The sequence below is a fragment of the Rhodococcus qingshengii JCM 15477 genome (genome assembly GCF_023221595.1).
GTDB classification, from domain to species: Bacteria; Actinomycetota; Actinomycetes; order Mycobacteriales; family Mycobacteriaceae; genus Rhodococcus_F; species Rhodococcus_F qingshengii.
Genome location: NZ_CP096563.1, coordinates 5,215,455 through 5,233,279, shown reverse-complemented (window position 1 = coordinate 5,233,279; position 17,825 = coordinate 5,215,455). Strand labels below are relative to the sequence as shown.

Here is a 17,825-nt window from a genome sequence, read left to right as displayed (position 1 = left end):
AACTATCCGGTGACAGCGAGACGCAAACTCTGATGGCGGCGTACGAACATGCTGGGGACCCAACGGGGTGGGGATTCGGAATCGATTGTGAAGTGCGCACTGTTTTCGAGAAGGACTGCGATCGCGATCTTTGCTTCCAGACGAGCCAGCGCGGCCCCGACACAGAAATGTGCTCCTTTGCCGAAGGCGAAATGTGCTCGGGGATTGACTCTGTCGAGGTTCATCACCTGTGGTTCGACGAACGACTCGGGGTCGCGGTTCGCCGAACCCCACAGCAGTATGAGATGACTGCCGGCGGGCAGTGTCATGCCACCGAGTGTCGTGTCCGCGTTGACATGTCGGTGATGTCCGCGAAAGGGTGACTCGAGCCTGAGCGTTTCTTCCAGGAACGCGCCCACGAGTAGAGGGTCCTCGCGCAGCTGCGTCTGAATCTCAGGGCGCTCGGCGAGCAACCGTGCAGAGTTGGCGATCAGTCCGGCGGTCGATTCGCCACCCGCACCGACGAGTTGCACCAACATCAGCACGGCCACGTCTTCGCTGAGTTCGCCTGCGTCACAGCAACGGACGAGGTCTCCGAGTAGATCATCCACCGGGTGAGCCCGTGCCTCACGAAACTTGCTGTAGAGGTACCCGGTGAGTTCGGCCGCCGAGGTGACGACGCCTGTCAACCGTTCAGCGGTCACGATGCCGCTGAGAAGTTCGGTGCTGTCGTACGACCACGCCAGCAATTGGGGGACGTCGTGTGCCGGCAAGCCGATCAGCGTGGCAACCATCTGCAGCGGCAGCGTGTCCGCTACCGACGTGACCCATTCGATCCGTCGACCGTCGAAGCCGTTGTCCCACAACTGCTGCGTGTACTCGGTCATCACCGGCTCGAGTGCTCGTATACGTTTGGCGACCAGTGTCGGCAAGACAAGTTTGCGCTGGTGTTGATGGTCGGGCTCGTCGGCAGTCGCGAGAACGTGAACAGCTTGCCCGCCGCCGTTCATGTCGAAGGTCATTGCCGAACCGTCCGGTGTACGAACCAGCACGCCGGTGAGGTTGTTGGAGAAGTCGTCGGTACGGGAAACGGCTTCGGTGACCAATTCCCACGTGGACACCAGATAGAAGTCGGTATCAGGAATGCGGTACACGGGGTGCTCGCGCCGGAGTACGTCGTATAGCGGGTACGGGTCGTCGATGTTCGACGGCAGGAAAGGGTTGATGTCGAGCGTCGATGGTGTCACGAAGGGAAGATTTCACGGCCGTCGAGGAGAAGTCAACAGGTGGAAAATGCCTCTGAACTGGCATTTTGAGAAAATCTCACGCACTTCAACCCCATCGTACTTCTCCCAGGTCAGAGGCTCGCGGCCTTCCGTAGCCTTGAGATTTCTGATTGAATCTGTCTCAGAGTGAGACGAGGTGACGGAGAGTGACCGGTGCAAACGAGCGCCGCGCCGCCGACTGGTTGGCCGGCGGTAACCGCCGTGAACTCGCAACCGAGCGCATCTTCGCGGCTGCGGCGGAGCTGATTCGAGAACAGGGATTCGATCGGTTCAACGCCGACGACGTCGCTGCCCGCGCAGGCTGTTCGAGGGCAACGCTCTACCGCTACGTAGGTGGCAAGTCCGCGATCCGCGAGGGGTTGTTGTCACGAGGCGCGGCATCCGTGGCGAGCCAGGTCGCGACTGCCGTCGAATCACTGCACGGCGACGAGCGCATCGTGGAGTCGATCCTCGTCGCCGTCGACGCGATCAGATCCGACGCTGCCATGAGCCACGGCCTTGCGGCAGCGCGGGCCAACGGAATCGACGAGTATCTCGTGTCCTCGCCGTTGCTCCCGCGTACTGCGCTGGAACTTGCGGGCTTGGATCCTGAAGGTCAAGAGTCGCAGTGGGTGGTTCGGATCGTGTTGATGCTCTTGGCATGGCCTCTCGCAGACAGGGCCGCCGAACGACGGATGGTCGAGTCGTTCATCTACTCCTGAGCGGGATTCCGTGTTCGTGAACGGTGCATCGGATCGTCGCTGCTGTAGACGGTTCGGTTCATTGCTTCATTCCTCGGCTCGGTACTCTGAGCTTGTCCGCTGCCGCGAAGGAGAGAGTCACGATGGTCGTACGCAGGCCCCGCGACCGTAAGCAGCAGATTCTTGCGGCTGCAGGTGAGCTTTTCCGTGAGCACGGTTATCACAACGTGTCTGTCGCTCAGGTGGCTGCTGCAGTTGGAATCACGGCACCTGCGCTCTATCGGCACTTCAAGAACAAGCCGGATCTCCTCTACGCCGCGGTCAACGCAGGCATCGAATCGCTCTACGATCGGGTCGCAGGTGCCGAGGATCTGAAAACACTGATCACCGAACTTGCGGCATCGGTGTCCAAACGTCGGGGTCTGTCGCTCCTGTGGCAGCGAGAGGCACGCTATCTGCCTGACGAGCAACGTGAGGAAATGCGTTCGACCCTCAAGAGTGCAGCTTCGCGCGATGCAGCGCTGATCCGAATTGAGCGTCCCGACCTCGACGAGGAAGACAGCTATCTGCTCGCCTGGGCTGTCATCGCAGTCTTCAACAGTGTGTCTTCGCATCGAGTGTCCTTGCCGAGGCGTCAGATGGAACTGCTGCTTGTCGAGTTGGCAGACCGCGCTGCATACGCGGAACTGGGTCGCTCAGAAGTGAAAGTCGTGGCGGCAACGGGTCACCTGCCCGTTGTGATACCCAGACGTGAACTCTTGTTGACCGAAGCAATTCGGCTGTTCGACGAGCGTGGATATCAAGCAGTCAATACCGAGGACATCGGTGAGGCTGCAGGGACGACAGGCCCGAATGTGTACAACCACTTCGATGCCAAGATCGACCTGCTGATCTCCGCGGTCGCGAGGGGCGGCGAGCGTCGCCGGCTCGGCGTTGCACAGGCTCTCGGCGCCGCAACCGGCCCGGAGGACGCGCTGTCCGGATTGCTTGCCGCACATATCGATTTCGCGATCAACGAGCGTCATTTGATCGGGTTGTTGATCAGCGAACTCGACCAATTACCGGACAAGTTCCGCCGCACGTGTGAACAGAATCAACGTGAGTACGTCGCGCTATGGGTCAAGATGCTCGAAGAAGTCCGTCCGGGCCTCGAGTCCGCCACCGCCAGGATCACCGTCAATGCCACTTTGACAGTTGTGGAGAACGCCGTCCGAATCGGCCGGCTTCGCCGTCGCGACGACCTGTCGGACAGACTCTTCGAGATCGGCTGCGCCCTGCTGCTGGGCGCATGAAAAATTCGGGTAAGCGCCACGGGCGGCGGATCGACTCACGAAACTGATCGGAGACGTCATGCGTTTCGACGCAACAGAACTGACGATCGAGGAGCTTGCTCTTCAGGCTGACGTGCGGGAGTACCTCGACAAGCGACTCACCCCCGGTACCTACTCGCTCGGACTCGGGATGGCCGGGGCGGTGGATCCGGTGTTCTCGCGAGATCTGGGTCGACGTGGGTGGCTCGGCATGTCGCTGCCGAAGGAATACGGCGGGGGCGGACGGTCAGCAGTGGATCGATTGGTCGTCGTCGAAGAACTTCTCGCGCGGGGAGCGCCGGTCGGCTATCACTGGATCGGAGACAGACAGTCGGGTCCGAGCATCGCCGCCAACGGCACGGAAGAACAGAAGCGGTACTTCCTTCCCGGTATCGCGAGCGGTGAGTTCTCGTTCTCGATCGGGATGAGTGAGCCCGACTCGGGTTCGGACCTGGCATCGGTGCGCACTCGCGCCGAACGTGTCGATGGTGGCTGGAAAGTCAACGGCACCAAGATCTGGACCACCGGCGCCTTCCACGCCACACACATACTCGCCCTGCTTCGAACCTCGGCAGACAAGCACAACGGACTCACTCAGCTGATCGTCGATCGCGACAGCGAGGGTCTGACCGTCTCACCCATTCCGTTCATCGACGGTAGTGAGGACTTCTGCGAGGTGTCGTTCCAGGATGTTTTCGTGCCGGATTCGCGTCGCCTCGGAGACGTCGGAGCGGGCTGGGGACAAAACACCGGTGAACTCGCACTCGAGCGAGGTGGCGTCGACCGTTGGATGTCGCTGATGCCGGTCCTCGAGAACTTCGCGGCCAACCAAGCAGCGCAAGGCGGTCCAGCTGCCCTCGCCGATCTGGGCTCGATTACCGCACGCTGCTGGGCTTTTCGCGGGATGTCGCTGTCCATCGCACGGATGGTCGACGCCGGTCGCTCGCCGGTCACGGAGGCCGCGCTGATCAAGGAGATTGCAACACGCTTCGAACAGGACTGTGTTGCGACCGTCGCGCGGCACCTCGGCCGGGCTCCGGACCTTGCATCCGACGATCCGTACGAGTCGCTGCTCGCCCGGGCCGTGCTGGTGGCGCCGTCGTGGTCGATTCGCGGCGGTACCAACGAAATTCTCCGCACCGTGATCATGAAAGGGTTGGACCGATGAATTCGGGGTCACAGATCAACGCGTACACATTCGACGCCGACCTCGAATCGATGGTCGAGCAATTTTTCGCCGAGAAGTCCGGCACCGAGGTGGTAGCGCAGGCGGAGATCGGCGGTCTGCCCGCCGGATTATGGAGCGCGGCAGTCGAACTAGGGTTACCTCTGGTCGGTCTTCCCGAATCGGTTGGTGGTTCCGGTGGCTCGCTCCTCGACGCCGTGACTGTCCAGCGCGCGGCGGCGAGGCACGCTGCGCCGCTGCCGCTCGCCGAGACGTACCTCGCGGGCAGGCTGGCAACAGCGGGCGGGTTACCCGTGCCCTCCGGAATCGCAACGGTCGCCCCGGGTTCGCCGCGCGACGATGTGCGCCGGACCGACGACGGTTTCCTGTCGGGAACCTTTCACGACGTGCCGTGGGGTAGTGCCGCATCAGTGCTGGCAGCAGTTCTCGGTGATCGCGTCGTACTCCTTGACATCTCCGACGCCGAGATCGGTGGCGGGACGGATCTTGCGGGGCAACCGCGTGAGAGCCTGACGTTCTCCGAAGCGCGGACCATTGACGGCGACAACCCGGTCGATGCCCGGATTCTCAGCAAGCTCGGCGCGTTCTTGCGCTCGGTGCAGATGTCGGGAGCGATGGAGTCGGCGTCGACGTTGACCCGGCGCTATGTGTCCGACCGGGTGCAATTCGGTAGGCCCGTCGCGCAGTTTCAAGCAGTCCAGCAGCATATCGTGACGCTTGCTCAGATGGCTTCGATGTCCACGCTGGCCGTCGATCGCACTGCACATGCACTCATCAGAGGCGACGCCGACTTCGAAGTGAGCGCAACCAAATTGGTGGTTTCGCAGAATGCGCTCGTGAGCGTCCGCGCCGCCCACCAGGCACACGGTGCAATCGGCATGACCCGCGAATACCGATTGCAACAACTGACGCGTCGACTGCACGCCTGGCGATCGGAGTTCGGCGACGAAATCGCGAGTGCGACGCAACTAGGAGAGGCCGTAGCGGCGTCGCCGTCACTGCACCGCTTGATCACCGACCCAGAACCGACATTGAAGCTGTAATCCTGACCGTCGTAAAGGATTACGTTGCGTTGCAGCGAAGATCGCGCTTCAGCACCTTGCCTGCTGCCGACAGCGGCAATGCATCGACGAATTGGAAAGTGCGCGGAGATTTGTATCCGGCTATCAGCGTTTTCACGTGAGCGCGCAGTTCGTCGGCGTCGGCGTCGAAACCATGCCGAAGGACGACCACGGCATGGACACGCTCGCCCCACTGGGCATCGGGCAGACCGATCACGGAACAGGCCGCGACGGATTCGTGTTGTGCCAGAGCGTTTTCGACCTCGGTGGAGTAGACGTTCTCGCCACCGGTGACGATCATGTCCTTGATGCGATCGACGATGAACAGGTAACCGCGGGCGTCGAGGTATCCGGCGTCGCCGGTATGCATCCACCCGTCGCGGAGCACTTCTGCGGTCTCCTTCGGTTTGTTCCAGTATCCGAGCATGACGTGGCTGCCGAACGTGACGATTTCGCCCACCTTGCCGGGTGGGAGTTCCGAGCCGGCCGGGTCGACGATTTTCACCTCGCAATGAGGGAGCGCGCGACCAGCGCTGCGGAGGAGATCACCACCTTCGAGGTGATCGGCTGGACTCAGCATGCTGATGTGCGCGGTTTCAGTCATCCCGTAGCCCTGAGCGAAGGAACTGTTGGGGAACATTTGCATGACCTGCCCGAGAAGCGTCGGAGATATGGGCGAAGCGCCGTATCTCAGGATCCTGACGCTGGACAGATCGTAGGTGGTTGCGTCTTCGCCCGTTTCGTTTTTGTGGGCGACCAACATCTGGAGCATTGTCGGCACCAGACCCACGGTTGTCGGGCGATAGCGGTCCACGGCCTCGAGGAACGTCCGTGGGCTGAAGTTCGGTACGAAGACCTGAGTTCCACCCATCAGCGACTGAGCCAACCATCCGACTATCCCGGCAATGTGAAACAGAGGGTTCACCGCGAGGTTCGTTCCGTTGCTGATTGCCACGCCGCCTGCCGCGAGAGTGCCCAGCGCCGAGGTCATCAGCGCTTGATGGCTGATCATCACGCCCTTCGGCACTCCGGTGGTCCCGCCGGTGTAGAGGAGTAGTGCAAGCGTGTCGCCGCCGACGCGCAGATCGTCGACCGGAATCGCCTCCGCGATCACCTGTTCGTAGTCGAGCATTCCGTCCGGAACTCGGTCGTTGCCGCAGTAGACGACAGTGGTCAGGCCTGGACACGCCTCGCGAAGGGTAGATCCGACGGAAGCAAAATTCTCGTCCACGAGTAATACCGTCGACCCTGAATCTTCCAGGGCGTACCTGATTTCCGCCGTGCTCCAGCGAGAATTGACCGGACTGGCCACTGCTCCGAACCACCAGCAGGCCAGGAGCGCCTCGTGGTAGTAGTCGGAGTTCGATGCCAAGATCGCGACTCTGTCACCGGTGCGCAGGCCTAACGTCTGCAGCCCGCCCGCGAGCCTTTTGATCCGGTCGACCGATTCGCGAGACGTGCGCACTCGGCCATCGGAGATCGTCATCACCGCTTCGGGCGACGCTCGTAGGGATCGGTGAACGAATTGAGTCAGCTGCATGCGATTCCTCCTGCGAGTGTGCGGCGAGTGCTCTGACTCGGATCAGTTCCGGCACTGATGCTATGGGCCTGACAATTGCCCTTACCCACCGCCTGAAATCATGCCCCACTCCGGTGCAATCTAGACGATTGTCCAGTTAACTCTGACGATTCCATCCTGCCGTGGGGTGATTTCTGCGAGAGTGTCGAACATGCGAGCAATCCTGGTAGCCGGTATGAGTGCGTTCGTGGCGGTCGTCTCGGCGCCCTCTGCCGGCGCCGAAACGACTACGAACCAAGTGCGCTCGTTTTCCGAGACCACGTCAGTCGGGGTCCACAATTCCTACGAGAAGGCGACGTTTCCGTACTTCGCCGACGCTTTGGATTCCGGGGCGTCGTTGCTCGAGCTGGACCTGTGGACCAACGGGGGCGGTCCGGACTGGCGTGTGTCGCACATGAATCCGGTGGCGAGCGAGAGCAACTGCGTCGGCGCTCAGGACGCATCCGGGTTGCGAAGCGGTCTACGAGATCAGGGATTCCGTGGATGCCTGGCAGATATGCGGGCGTGGCACGAGGCCAATCCCGAGCACCCGCCGGTGATGATCAAGTTGGAAATCAAGGACGGGTTCACTGCCGGGTACGGACGTGGGCCCGCGGATCTCGACGCCCTGATTCTCGGGACACTCGGAGACGCGGTTTTCACGCCGGCCGATTTGATGGGGGAGTCCTACTCCACCCCGGATGCCGCCGTCACCGAGCGTGGATGGCCGAGCAATTCCGAAATGACCGGGAAATTTCTGTTCGAGCTGATACCGGGAACGATCGAGGAGGGAAACCCTCTCGATACGGAGTGGACGGACCGGCAGTATGCGACGCACCTGCGAGATCTGTCCTCCGCCGGGCTCGTCGAACTCGGCGCCGCCTTTCCCGCTGTTCACCGTGCATCACCGGGAGACCCACGTCTCGACCGCTATACCGACCCGGGGATCCGTCCGTGGTTCGTGATTTTCGACGGCGACGCTCTCGACTACACCGCCGGAGTCGTGGATCCGAGTTGGTACCACGATCGCGGCTACCTGCTCGTCATGACCGACGCGCACAAGGTCGCTCCGCAGATCGACGGAACCCATGCCACCGAAACCGAGGTGAGCGAGCGTCTCGACCTGTTGGCCGGGCAGCACGCAAGTTACATCACTGCGGACTGGTCGAGGTTGCCGAACGTACTGTCCACCGTGGTGCCGCGTCGGTGATTTTCGAATGGCCGGATCGTGAAGAGCGAGATCTGACGGGCGGCAATTCTCAGGAACAGGGTGCAGGATGGGTTCATGCGCACTGTCACGTGGAATCCCGAAGTCTACGGCCGCTATTCGGGTGAGCGGTCACGCCCGTTCGTGGACCTGGTGTCACGGGTGGCCACCGAAGACCCGACGCGGGTAGCCGACCTCGGCTGCGGATCAGGCACCCTGACCGCGATGCTCGGGGAAAGATGGCCGGACGCCTCGGTATCCGGATTCGACTCGTCTCCCGAAATGGTCGCGCAGGCCCCTACAGACCTACCGGGAAACGTCACCGTCGAGTTGGGGGACATCATGTCCTTCGACGCCACCGGTTACGACGTGGTCGTCAGTAACGCTGCATTGCAGTGGGTTCCGAGCCATCGCGAGCTGATCGACCAGTGGGCGGACACCCTGGAATCCGGATCGTGGCTGGCGTGGCAGGTGCCGGGTAACTTCGATGCTCCGTCCCATGCGCTCATGCGAGATCTCGCGGAATCAGCGGAATGGAGTGAGCGACTGGGTGGCGTCCTACGCGGCCCGGAAGGCGTCGACAGTCCAGTTCAGTACGCGCAGCGTCTCCAAGAACACGGATTCGACGTCGACGCCTGGGAGACGACGTACGTACACGCGCTGGCAGGTGCCGACCCGGTGCTCGGATGGGTACGGGGGACGGGGTTACGACCCGTGCTCGACGTTCTCGGCGAAGCTGACGCTCCGGAGTTCGAGCGTCAGTATTCCGATCTGCTGAGGGAGGCCTACCCCGCAACAGCCGCCGGAACGCTCTTTCCGTTCCGGCGGGTGTTCTGCGTCGGACGCAAACGGTAACTACTCGGCTGGGTTGCGGTCAGCCGATCACTGCGCCGTGACAAAGCCTTCCGAGACCAGCCAGTCGCGGGCCACGTCCGCCGGCTCCTTGCCGTCGACGTCGACCTGCCGGTTGAGCTCGGTCATCACCTCGTTGGTCAGTCGCTCCGAGATCGGTGCCATGACTTCTGCTACCTGCGGATGTGCTTCCGCGAAGTCCTTTTTCATCACCAGTGCCGGATTGTATTTCGGGAAGAACTGGAGATCGTCGTCGAGCAGAACGAGATCGAGTGCGATGATGCGACCGTCGGTGGTGAACACCTCGCCGAACTTGCACTGATCGCCATCGGCTGTCGCCTGGTAGATGATGCCGGTCTGCAGGATCTGGCGTTGGGCACGAGAGGCGTCGAAACCGTATTTCGCTGCCAGGCCGGGATATCCGTCCTGGCGGACGTTGAACTCGGTCTCGACGCACGTCACCGCAGCTCCGGGATCGGATTCGACCAACTTCGCGTAGTCGGAAACGGTCTTGACACCGGTCTTCTCAGCGGTCTCCTTGCTCATCGCCAATGCATACGTATTGTTCATCGGCGCCGGATCGGTCCACACCATGTCGTTCGCAGCAAGGTCCGCATCGCGGACGGCCTCGAACTGCGCCTGCGAATCGGGAAGCGGTGTCTCGTTGCCGAGGTAGTTGATCCAGCCGGTTCCGGTGTATTCGTACGCAAGATCGATCTGGCCGTTCAACTGTGCGTCACGGGTGCTGTTCGAGCCCTGGATGTTCGTGAGATCTCGAACATCCGCGCCCGCAGCGGCCATCGCGAATTCGATGACGTACCCGAGCACGATCTGCTCGGTGAAGTCCTTGGAGCCGACGGTCATCTTCACACCCTCGAGCTCCGGAACCGGCTCGATGCTGCCGGGGCCGACGGCCAGGGGCAGTGCGCCACCGGACTCGAGACCACACGAAGCGACAAGTGTGAGGCCGATCGTGGCAACCGCGAGTTTCCAGCCCCACGTTCTGGTGATCGAAGTCTTGGTCATCGCAATCCCTTGGGCCCGAGATAAGTTTCGGCGAGCGCGCCGAGCCAGTCGATCAGCAAGGCCAGCGACACCGCCAGTACGGCACCGACCACGAGGGTGACGTTGTCGCGGAGCTTGTATCCGGTGTCGATCAGAATGCCGAGTCCGCCGGCACTGACCAGGAAGCACAGCGTCGCGGTACCGACGGCCAGAACGAGCGAAGTACGCAGTCCTGCAAGGATGTACGGGACGGCCATCGGGAACTCGAGTTGACGTAGGACCGTGAGCGAAGACATTCCCTGCCCGCGCCCCGCATCGATCAAGGTCTTGTCCACTTGCTGGTAGCCGAGGATGGTGTTGCGCAGCACCGGAAGCAACGAATAGAACGCAATGGGAAACACGCCGATCCAGAAGCCGGTCGTTCTTGTCGCGAGATAGAACAGCACGAGCAGGCCGATGGCAGGCGCTGCGGCTCCGATGTTGGCTATTCCCACGAAGAACGGTGCCAGGCGGGTGAATTTCGGCCTGGTCAGCAGGGTTCCGAGTGGAACCGCGATGGCGACGACGATGATGACCACGGCGGCGGTGATCAGTACGTGCTGCCAGGTCAGAGTGACGATGTTGTCGAGGTTGATGCTCGCCTTCTGCGTCGCGTTGAGATCTCGGCTGAATGCCCAGATCAACACGCCCGCAACCAGGATCAGGACGATGACCGGCTGCACATACAGTCGCATCCGTTCCGCACGGCGCGTGGCGGCGTTCTCGGCCGCACCCAGATCGGGGGCGTCCGGTTCCATCTCAGGCGCGGAGACGCGCTCCTCTGTCGTGGCAGTCATGTTCAACCCTCGACGTTCTCGGTGTCTGGCTCTTCGTCGTGGTCGTGCGCATGCTCCTCGCGCATTTCGGAAAGATGGCTGACCAGTGTGTCGATGGTGATGAGACCGACGTACTCGCCACGCCGTCCGGTGACCACGGTGGACGCATTGCTCTCTGCGAGAAGAGCTTCCAAAGCATCCTGCAGGGTGGACTGGATGGACACGGCTTCGCCGATCTCGTTACCGACACCTCGAAGAGTCGACGCATGGGCGAGGTGGCCGGGCGAGACCCAGCGAAGCGGCCGTCCGCGCTGATCGAGAATCAGGGCCCACTTCCACTTACGCGCTGCGAGTGCGGTTCTCAAATCATCGACCGAATCGGTTTCGCGGGCGGTGAGGCACTGCTTGAGTTTGATCTGGCGCACGCGTGTCAGGGTCAGCTGCTTGAGCGAGGCGTCCGCCCCGACAAATCCGGCGACCATGTCGTTTGCGGGATTGGCGAGAATCGCTTCCGGAGTGTCGTACTGCATGATGCTGGACTGATTGCCCAGCACGGCAATACGGTCACCGAGTTTGACTGCCTCGTTGAAATCGTGCGTGACGAAGACGATGGTCTTACCCAACTCCGACTGCAGACGCATCAGTTCGTCCTGGAGCAGGCCGCGGGTGATCGGATCGACGGCACCGAAAGGTTCGTCCATCAACAGCACCGGAGGATCGGCAGCCAGCGCCCGCGCCACGCCCACACGCTGTTGCTGCCCGCCGGACAATTGGCGAGGGTAGCGGTCGCGATAGGTATCGGGATCGAGGCCTACGAGGTCGAGCATCTCGTCGGTGCGCGCTGCGATACGTTTCTTGTCCCAACCGATCAGACCCGGGACAGTCGCGACGTTCTTCGCAATCGTGAAGTGCGGGAACAAGCCTGCCTGCTGGATCGAGTACCCGATGCCACGGCGGAGCTTGTCCGGGTCGATCGACAGCGCGTCCTTGCCGTCGATGGTGATCTTGCCGGAGGTAGGTTCGATCAGGCGGTTGATCATGCGCATCGTCGTTGTTTTGCCGCAACCCGAAGGTCCGACGAAGACCACGATCTCACCAGCCGGAACAGTCAGCGAAACATTGTCCACCGCTGCAGCTTTCTGGCCCGGGTACCGCTTGGTGACGGACTCCAGGACGATCTCGACCCCGGATACCTTCTGATCTGTGGATACGTCAGACGGAATGGTTTCAGTCATTGCAGCCCCTTCGAAGTAGTGAGACGACCGATGACGACGTAGATTCCGTCGAGAATCAGAGCGAGAATGACGATCAGTACGGTGCCGACCAGCGCTTGCGGAACAGCATTCGGGCTACCGACACGCGAGAGTCCGGAGAAGATCAGGTTTCCCAGACCAGGGCCTTTGGCGTACGCCGCGATGGCGAGGATGCCCATGAGCATCTGTGTACTGACCCGCATGCCGGTGAGGATCGACGGCCACGCGATCGGTAGCTCGATTCGACTCAGTACGTGCATGCGATTCATTCCGACACCGCGGGCTGCGTCCGTGATCGCCGGGTTGACTGCATCCAGACCGATGATCGTGTTCCGAATGATCGGGAGCAGGGCATACAAGATCAACGCGGTGATCGTGGGAGCGACGCCGAGACCGAGAATCGGAATGAGCAGTCCGAGGAGGGCGAATGAAGGAACCGTCAGGATCGTGCTGGCCAACGCCGTAGCGATGGAGGATCCCGCCGGGCTCCGGTAGACGAGAATGCCGATGATCACGGCGGCGATCGTCGCGATGATCACGGACTGGATAACTGCTGAAACATGAAGGTACGAGTCGGTCAACAACTGTTGTCGTCGTGCAACGACAAAATCCCATAGCGCGCCCATATTTCCGAACCCACTTTCTTCGGACTTCTGCTCGCTCGAACGTCTTCCCTCGACACCGACCGGCGCACAAGGGCTTTCCCCACAGCCTCCGTAGGCCGAGGGGTTTCCCTCGACTGTCGTCCAAAAACTGAGATACTGCAACTAATTCCGATTGCAGCGTGTCGGATGTTGTTCTGGACGTGAGATTTTGCGAGACGCGGGTATGTACCCACTGCGAGCAGAGTTGAAACGCGCTGGAGATGGCAAAGCGGGAGAGTTCCGCAGAACTCTCCCGCATTGCTTGATTTGTCCGAATTGGCCTCAGGCCCAGCTGAGCGCATCCTCATCGGAGAGGCGCGGCAGACGATCGAACCAGGGGTTCTCACCGGGATGGCCGATGTTCACCACGAGGATCGTCTTGAAACGTCCGTCTGCGAAGAATTCGCCGTCGATGCCGTCGGCGTCGAACCCGGCCATCGGGCCGGCGACCAGACCCTGTGCGCGAATCGCGAGGATCACATAGCCGGCCTGAAGTGCGGCATTGAACCGACTCGTCGAACTGGCGGCAGCCTCGTCGGATTCGAAGTAGTCCTTCATCTCCGGGCGAATGGGGAACAGGTTGGGGATGTGCTTGTAGAACTCGGTGTCCACCGCCAGAACGGCAACTGCCGGAGCGGCCTCGGTCTTGGCTTTGTTGCCGTCTGCCATGTGCTCGACGAGGCGTGCTTTGCCCTCCTCGGTACGGACGAACAGCACACGTAGCGGATTGGTGTTGGCCGCGGTCGGTGCCCACTTCGCGAGCTTCCAGATCGCAGTCAGTTCGTCGTCGGTCACAGGTTCGTTCGAGAAGGAGTTGGCGGTGCGAGCCGCAGTGAAGAGGAGTTCACGGCCGGCTTCGTCGAGTTGCTGGGCGGTGAATGGGGTGGCTGCGTCGAGAGACATCGGGGGTTTCCGTTCCGTGGTAGCTCGACCGAGCATCACCCGGTAAAGCTAGTTGCTAGTAAAAAAATAGTGCCTACGGATACGTTAGCACTGTGGCTAGGATGGTGGGGTGGCAAGCAAGAGCGAAGCGGGACACGAGCCCCGCGCATGTGACGGGGCTCTGGCCCGCGCGTTCGGCTTCCTGGGCAAACGGTGGAACGGCGTCATTCTCGGCACGCTGCTGAACGGGCCGGCGGGATTCTCCGAACTCAAGCGCGCGGTGGGTGGGATCAGTGATTCGGTGCTCTCGGAACGCCTGACGGAGTTGGCAGGGGCAGGCCTGGTGACGAGGAGCGTCGATGCAGGTCCGCCCATCGCCGTGGAGTACGAACTCACAGCGTCGGGGCAGGCGCTGCTCCCCGCTCTCAGTGAACTGACAACGTGGGCCGCCGAAAATCTGCCACCCGAGAGTTGCTCGAACTGAGCGCTAGCTCGAACGGCAGTTCAGCGACTGCGCGGGTCCTGTTGCTGCCAGTTGTTATTTCCTTACCGTTTTCCCGGGCGATACTGGCCGAACATTTGTCGGTTCGGGGCTGCCTGGGGACGCCGGGTATGGCTCTTTTTTGTTCTGCTGTTCGCATGGCTGAAGGAGAACGGCCTCCCGGTGTTCTCGACGACTCGACCTATCAATCGCCTGACGGACTTCGAAAATTCGGCCGGACGAAGTCGGAAGTGTGGTTCCGGAACAAGAAGGCATACAACGCCTCTCGGATTGACGACGCCGCGGTCGAGGCCGCAAACGGGTAGCTGGTGCGGGTGGCTGGGCAGATGTCGCCGCCACGGGTGGTGACGTGTCTGCGTTCGGAAGCGCAGACAGATTGGCCGGCATCTCAGGGTCTAGCGCCTGTGCCGCGAGATTCGGGCCGAGTCAGTGGAAATCTGCGCCGGCCGCGCAGGTACGACCGCAGGCTGTTGCGGGCCTTCTATCTGTCCGCGCAGCACAGTATCCGGCACAACGCTCAGTCGTAGGCTTTTTGTACCCGCAAACGGGCCGAGGGGCAGTGTCATACGCAGGCGGTTCTTGCGTTGGGAGGCGGAGACTGAACGTGTGGTGGGCGCTCCTCCGCGATAACGCGATCTATCAACTTGGACCGACTACCGCCGCGGCTGCGTGAGCGCCCTAGCGACTAACGCAGTGCCGTAGATGTATGTGCGCCGGGGGGAGTGTGGCTCGTAGCGCTGAGAATCCACGGTGTTGAGACATGTCCGAGCCCGCTATGGTTTCCGGTGATGGACCGGCCGTCGATGCTGCCTGCACCCGAGGCCACCGCCGGCTGAAGGAGACAATACTGTGCTGCATCTGCGTGTCATCTCGCCGAGTGAGCGGACCGGAGATGTGCTGAACATGTTGGCCGCCGAACCTGGGGCTACTCATGTGACACTCGCACTCAGAGCCGCTGTCGATCCGCCGGGAGATGTGATCGAGGCCGATGTAGCCCGCGCATGCGCGAACGACGTGCTTGCCGCGTTGACTGCTCTGGACCTGGTGAGGGCTGGCGGTATTTCGTTCGAGCCGGCGGGAACCATGCTGTCCTTCTCCGCAGAACGGGCGGACACTGCGGCCCCGAGAAGACCCGACGAGACAGTGGTGTGGGAGCAGTTGCTCGGTCAGGTGCGCGAAGGTGCCCGACTGACTCCGGCGTTCCTGGCCTTCCTGGTGATCGCGTTTTTGCTCTCGGCAGTCGGTGTTGCCACGGCGTCGCCGCTGACCCTGGTCGGTGCAATGGTGGTGGGGCCGGAGTTCCGGCCGCTGGCAGCGCTTTCAGTGGGTCTGGTACGTCGAGACAAAGATCTCGTGCGAAATTCGATTCGTACCCTCGCGATCTCGTTTCCGGCCGCGATGGCCCTCACCGGCCTGGCTACCTTGCTGTGGATTCGTCTGGGCTGGGTCGGAATCGGCGATGTCGAGAACGCCCGCGCATTCGACTTCATCTACGAGGTGGGGCCGTTCTCACTGGTGGTAGCACTGCTGGCGGGAGCGGCTGGCATGCTGGCAACGGTCACCTCTACCTCTACGGTCCTGGTGGGGGTGTTCATCTCGGTGACGACGGTGCCAGCTGCGGGATTGGCGGTCGTTGCGGTCTTCGCAGGTAAGTGGAATGTCGTGCTGAGTTCGCTGGCTCAGCTCGGTGTCAATCTGATCGGTATCGTGCTCGCTGGAGTAGTTGTGCTGCTGCTGTTCTCGTTGCCCCGATCCGGCCGCCAATGGAAATCAGTCACGCGCCGGGACGCCAGGCCTGGCACATCGCCGTAGGCGCCTGACCCACTGCCGGAACTGGACTTTCGAGGCTTCAGGCTGACAGCTGTCTTGCGGATCGGTGGGAATGTCTGCGCCGACAAACGTCGCGACAAACAGATCCGGCATGCGAACTGTCGGATCTGGGTACCGCTGTCTGTACCGATCATGGCTTCCAGGCTGGTTGCAGCGACTGGAAAAGGGGATCAATCGAGACGCAACCGATTGGCCGCGTGACTTCACTCAGACCCTTCTGACCTGCAGCGCCGACGGCTCTGCCGGAGGAAACGGCCTACCGCAGTGCTTGACAAGACTTGTCGAGATTCTCCTTGGTAGCGACGAAACATCTACGCAACGTAGATGCAACGTAACCAAAACTAGTGTTCTGGATCACACAGTGTTCGTGTGGTCGAGAGGCCTTTGGTCACGAATCTGTGGGCAGAACGGGTCCTGGTTCGCTACCGGTGGTGGATGAGGACAAGGTTCCGCGGGTTGAGCACACAGCTCGCGGAACCGCCCCACCACACGCCCCGACGAGGGCACCGGCCGACAGGAGTTCAGGTGTCCGTAGTTGCGGAAGTCTCGGCGATCGATTTCGCGGAGACCGAATTCGATTGGGCGCAGCGATCGACGCTGATTCGTGAAGTCGACCTACTCGTTCCGGGGCCACCATCCTTGGCGATGTGTCTGAGCGAACCGACGCGCGGACTGGTCGACATCGCTTCACTGCTTCTCGCGGCTCCGTGGTTGCTTCGATCGCCGCGTGGGGACGGGCATCCGGTCCTCGTTCTCCCCGGATTGCTGACTTCGGACGTTTCGACTCTCGCCTTGAGGACATACTTGAGCTTTCTCGGATACCGGGTTCACGGTTGGAATCTGGGTCTGAACACCGGTCCGACGGCGACGGTGGTCGACGGACTGCCTGCCGCATTGGCCGAGGTAGCAGATCGATACGAGCAGAAGGTGTCGGTGATCGGCTGGAGTCTGGGCGGTATCTACGCTCGAAAGCTGGCGAGGGACCTGCCGGATTCGGTGCGTCAGGTAGTGACACTCGGAAGTCCTTTCGGTCTCACCAGTCTGGAGCAGACGAGAGTCGGATCTCTCTACGCTCGTTTGTCCGGCAATCACGCGATACTGCCTCCGGTAGACGGCATCGAATCCGAACAGGGATCGCCTATTTCTGTTCCCGCCACGTCGGTCTACTCCAGGCACGACGGTATCGTTCCATGGCAAGCGTGCTGTGAAACCTCGGCAGGCCTGTCGGAAAGCATTGCGGTGCAAGGCAGTCACATGGGGTTGACCCACAACCCGTCGGCGTTGTGGACCGTTGCCGATCGTCTGGCGCAGGACGTCGACAACTGGCAACCTTTTGCGGCTCCGAAACGGCTTCGACGCATGTTTCCCTGCTGAGGTGCGAAGCTGAGGTCCGAGGCCGGGGTGTGGGGGAGAACCCTGAGTCAGACGCGGGGACGGACTCGTACCTGAGGACACACCGCGTCGGAAAAGATGGGTCCGTGGCCTGATGCGCACAGGTGGATCGGCAGCGGATAGTGGAGGTCGACGCGGATGAACCGCGAGTTCCGTTGAAAGGAAACAACACATGACCTCCCCGATGAATACCCGCAAGCTCACCCGCGCCCGCTCGGGAGCAATGTTCGGTGGGGTGTGCGCCGGAATCGCGCGGTACTTCGGTTGGAAGTCGTCGACTGTCCGCTTGCTGTTCGTACTCTCGTGCCTGCTGCCCGGCCCGCAGTTTCTGATCTACATCGTGATGTGGATTTTCATTCCTCGTGAGCAGATCTGACCGAACC

At 61.6% G+C, this 17,825-nt stretch carries 18 protein-coding genes and 1 pseudogene; 12 read left to right on the top strand and 7 right to left on the bottom strand.

Features of this window, described 5'->3' with window-relative positions; genetic code table 11:
* Positions 1-2: 2 nt before the first annotated feature.
* Positions 3-1,226 carry a cytochrome P450 gene (locus M0639_RS23965; RefSeq protein WP_064073457.1) on the bottom strand — a complete coding sequence of 408 codons (1,224 nt, stop codon included), beginning with the start codon at positions 1,224-1,226 and terminating at the stop codon, positions 3-5.
* Positions 1,227-1,411: 185 nt separating this feature from the next.
* Between M0639_RS23965 and M0639_RS23960 the strand changes: the two genes are divergently transcribed.
* The 4 genes from M0639_RS23960 to M0639_RS23945 all read left to right on the top strand — a co-directional run bounded on the left by M0639_RS23960 (position 1,412) and on the right by M0639_RS23945 (position 5,484).
* On the top strand, positions 1,412-1,966 hold the full coding sequence (locus M0639_RS23960; protein WP_054781480.1) for a TetR/AcrR family transcriptional regulator: 555 nt from the start codon (positions 1,412-1,414) through the stop codon (positions 1,964-1,966).
* 122 nt (positions 1,967-2,088) lie between these two features.
* Positions 2,089-3,237, top strand: a complete 1,149-nt coding sequence (locus tag M0639_RS23955) for a TetR/AcrR family transcriptional regulator (protein WP_030535201.1) — start codon at positions 2,089-2,091, stop codon at positions 3,235-3,237.
* 58 nt (positions 3,238-3,295) lie between these two features.
* Positions 3,296-4,423 (top strand): acyl-CoA dehydrogenase family protein, encoded by a 1,128-nt coding sequence (locus M0639_RS23950; protein WP_064073456.1) that lies wholly within the window; start codon positions 3,296-3,298, stop codon positions 4,421-4,423.
* Entirely contained in the window at positions 4,420-5,484 is a 1,065-nt protein-coding gene (locus M0639_RS23945; protein ID WP_030535203.1) for an acyl-CoA dehydrogenase family protein, read from the top strand. The genes M0639_RS23950 and M0639_RS23945 overlap by 4 nt, the downstream gene beginning before the upstream one ends.
* Positions 5,485-5,503: 19 nt before the next feature.
* Here M0639_RS23945 and M0639_RS23940 read toward each other — a convergent pair whose 3' ends face one another.
* Positions 5,504-7,042, bottom strand: coding sequence for an acyl-CoA synthetase (locus M0639_RS23940; RefSeq protein WP_064073455.1), 1,539 nt, complete (start codon positions 7,040-7,042; stop codon positions 5,504-5,506).
* A 190-nt stretch (positions 7,043-7,232) separates the two neighbouring features.
* On the opposite strand from M0639_RS23940, the gene M0639_RS23935 reads away from it, so the two are divergent.
* On the top strand, positions 7,233-8,270 hold the full coding sequence (locus M0639_RS23935; protein ID WP_064073454.1) for a phosphatidylinositol-specific phospholipase C domain-containing protein: 1,038 nt from the start codon (positions 7,233-7,235) through the stop codon (positions 8,268-8,270).
* Positions 8,271-8,345: 75 nt separating this feature from the next.
* Entirely contained in the window at positions 8,346-9,122 is a 777-nt protein-coding gene (locus tag M0639_RS23930; RefSeq protein ID WP_064073453.1) for a trans-aconitate 2-methyltransferase, read from the top strand.
* Between the two features lie 27 nt (positions 9,123-9,149).
* Here M0639_RS23930 and M0639_RS23925 read toward each other — a convergent pair whose 3' ends face one another.
* From M0639_RS23925 to M0639_RS23905, 5 genes are all read right to left on the bottom strand, one after another.
* A complete protein-coding gene (locus M0639_RS23925; protein ID WP_003939988.1) occupies positions 9,150-10,145 on the bottom strand; it encodes a glycine betaine ABC transporter substrate-binding protein in 996 nt (331 codons plus the stop codon).
* The gene (locus M0639_RS23920) at positions 10,142-10,960 is read right to left on the bottom strand and encodes an ABC transporter permease (RefSeq protein ID WP_003939758.1); all 819 of its coding nucleotides are present in this window, start codon (positions 10,958-10,960) and stop codon (positions 10,142-10,144) included. The genes M0639_RS23925 and M0639_RS23920 overlap by 4 nt, the downstream gene beginning before the upstream one ends.
* 2 nt (positions 10,961-10,962) lie before the next feature.
* Entirely contained in the window at positions 10,963-12,174 is a 1,212-nt protein-coding gene (locus M0639_RS23915) for an ATP-binding cassette domain-containing protein (protein WP_007731456.1), read from the bottom strand.
* Complete coding sequence (locus tag M0639_RS23910; RefSeq protein WP_054187726.1) at positions 12,171-12,818, bottom strand: ABC transporter permease; 648 nt, start codon at positions 12,816-12,818, stop codon at positions 12,171-12,173. The genes M0639_RS23915 and M0639_RS23910 overlap by 4 nt, the downstream gene beginning before the upstream one ends.
* 300 nt (positions 12,819-13,118) lie before the next feature.
* Entirely contained in the window at positions 13,119-13,739 is a 621-nt protein-coding gene (locus M0639_RS23905) for a malonic semialdehyde reductase (RefSeq protein ID WP_030535208.1), read from the bottom strand.
* Positions 13,740-13,848: 109 nt separating this feature from the next.
* On the opposite strand from M0639_RS23905, the gene M0639_RS23900 reads away from it, so the two are divergent.
* The 6 genes and pseudogenes from M0639_RS23900 to M0639_RS23875 all read left to right on the top strand — a co-directional run bounded on the left by M0639_RS23900 (position 13,849) and on the right by M0639_RS23875 (position 17,818).
* A complete protein-coding gene (locus M0639_RS23900) occupies positions 13,849-14,202 on the top strand; it encodes a winged helix-turn-helix transcriptional regulator (RefSeq protein ID WP_007731459.1) in 354 nt (117 codons plus the stop codon).
* A 155-nt stretch (positions 14,203-14,357) separates the two neighbouring features.
* Positions 14,358-14,525, top strand: a complete 168-nt coding sequence (locus M0639_RS23895; RefSeq protein ID WP_155277909.1) for a hypothetical protein — start codon at positions 14,358-14,360, stop codon at positions 14,523-14,525.
* Positions 14,526-14,548: 23 nt separating this feature from the next.
* Positions 14,549-14,893: pseudogene (locus M0639_RS23890) on the top strand (transposase); the annotation flags it as partial.
* 176 nt (positions 14,894-15,069) lie between these two features.
* Positions 15,070-16,032 carry a DUF389 domain-containing protein gene (locus tag M0639_RS23885; RefSeq protein WP_021332068.1) on the top strand — a complete coding sequence of 321 codons (963 nt, stop codon included), beginning with the start codon at positions 15,070-15,072 and terminating at the stop codon, positions 16,030-16,032.
* A gap of 543 nt (positions 16,033-16,575) precedes the next feature.
* Positions 16,576-17,424: an alpha/beta fold hydrolase gene (locus M0639_RS23880; RefSeq protein ID WP_064073452.1), complete on the top strand. Its 849-nt coding sequence runs from the start codon at positions 16,576-16,578 to the stop codon at positions 17,422-17,424.
* 190 nt (positions 17,425-17,614) lie between these two features.
* A complete protein-coding gene (locus tag M0639_RS23875; RefSeq protein WP_003939828.1) occupies positions 17,615-17,818 on the top strand; it encodes a PspC domain-containing protein in 204 nt (67 codons plus the stop codon).
* Positions 17,819-17,825: the final 7 nt, after the last annotated feature.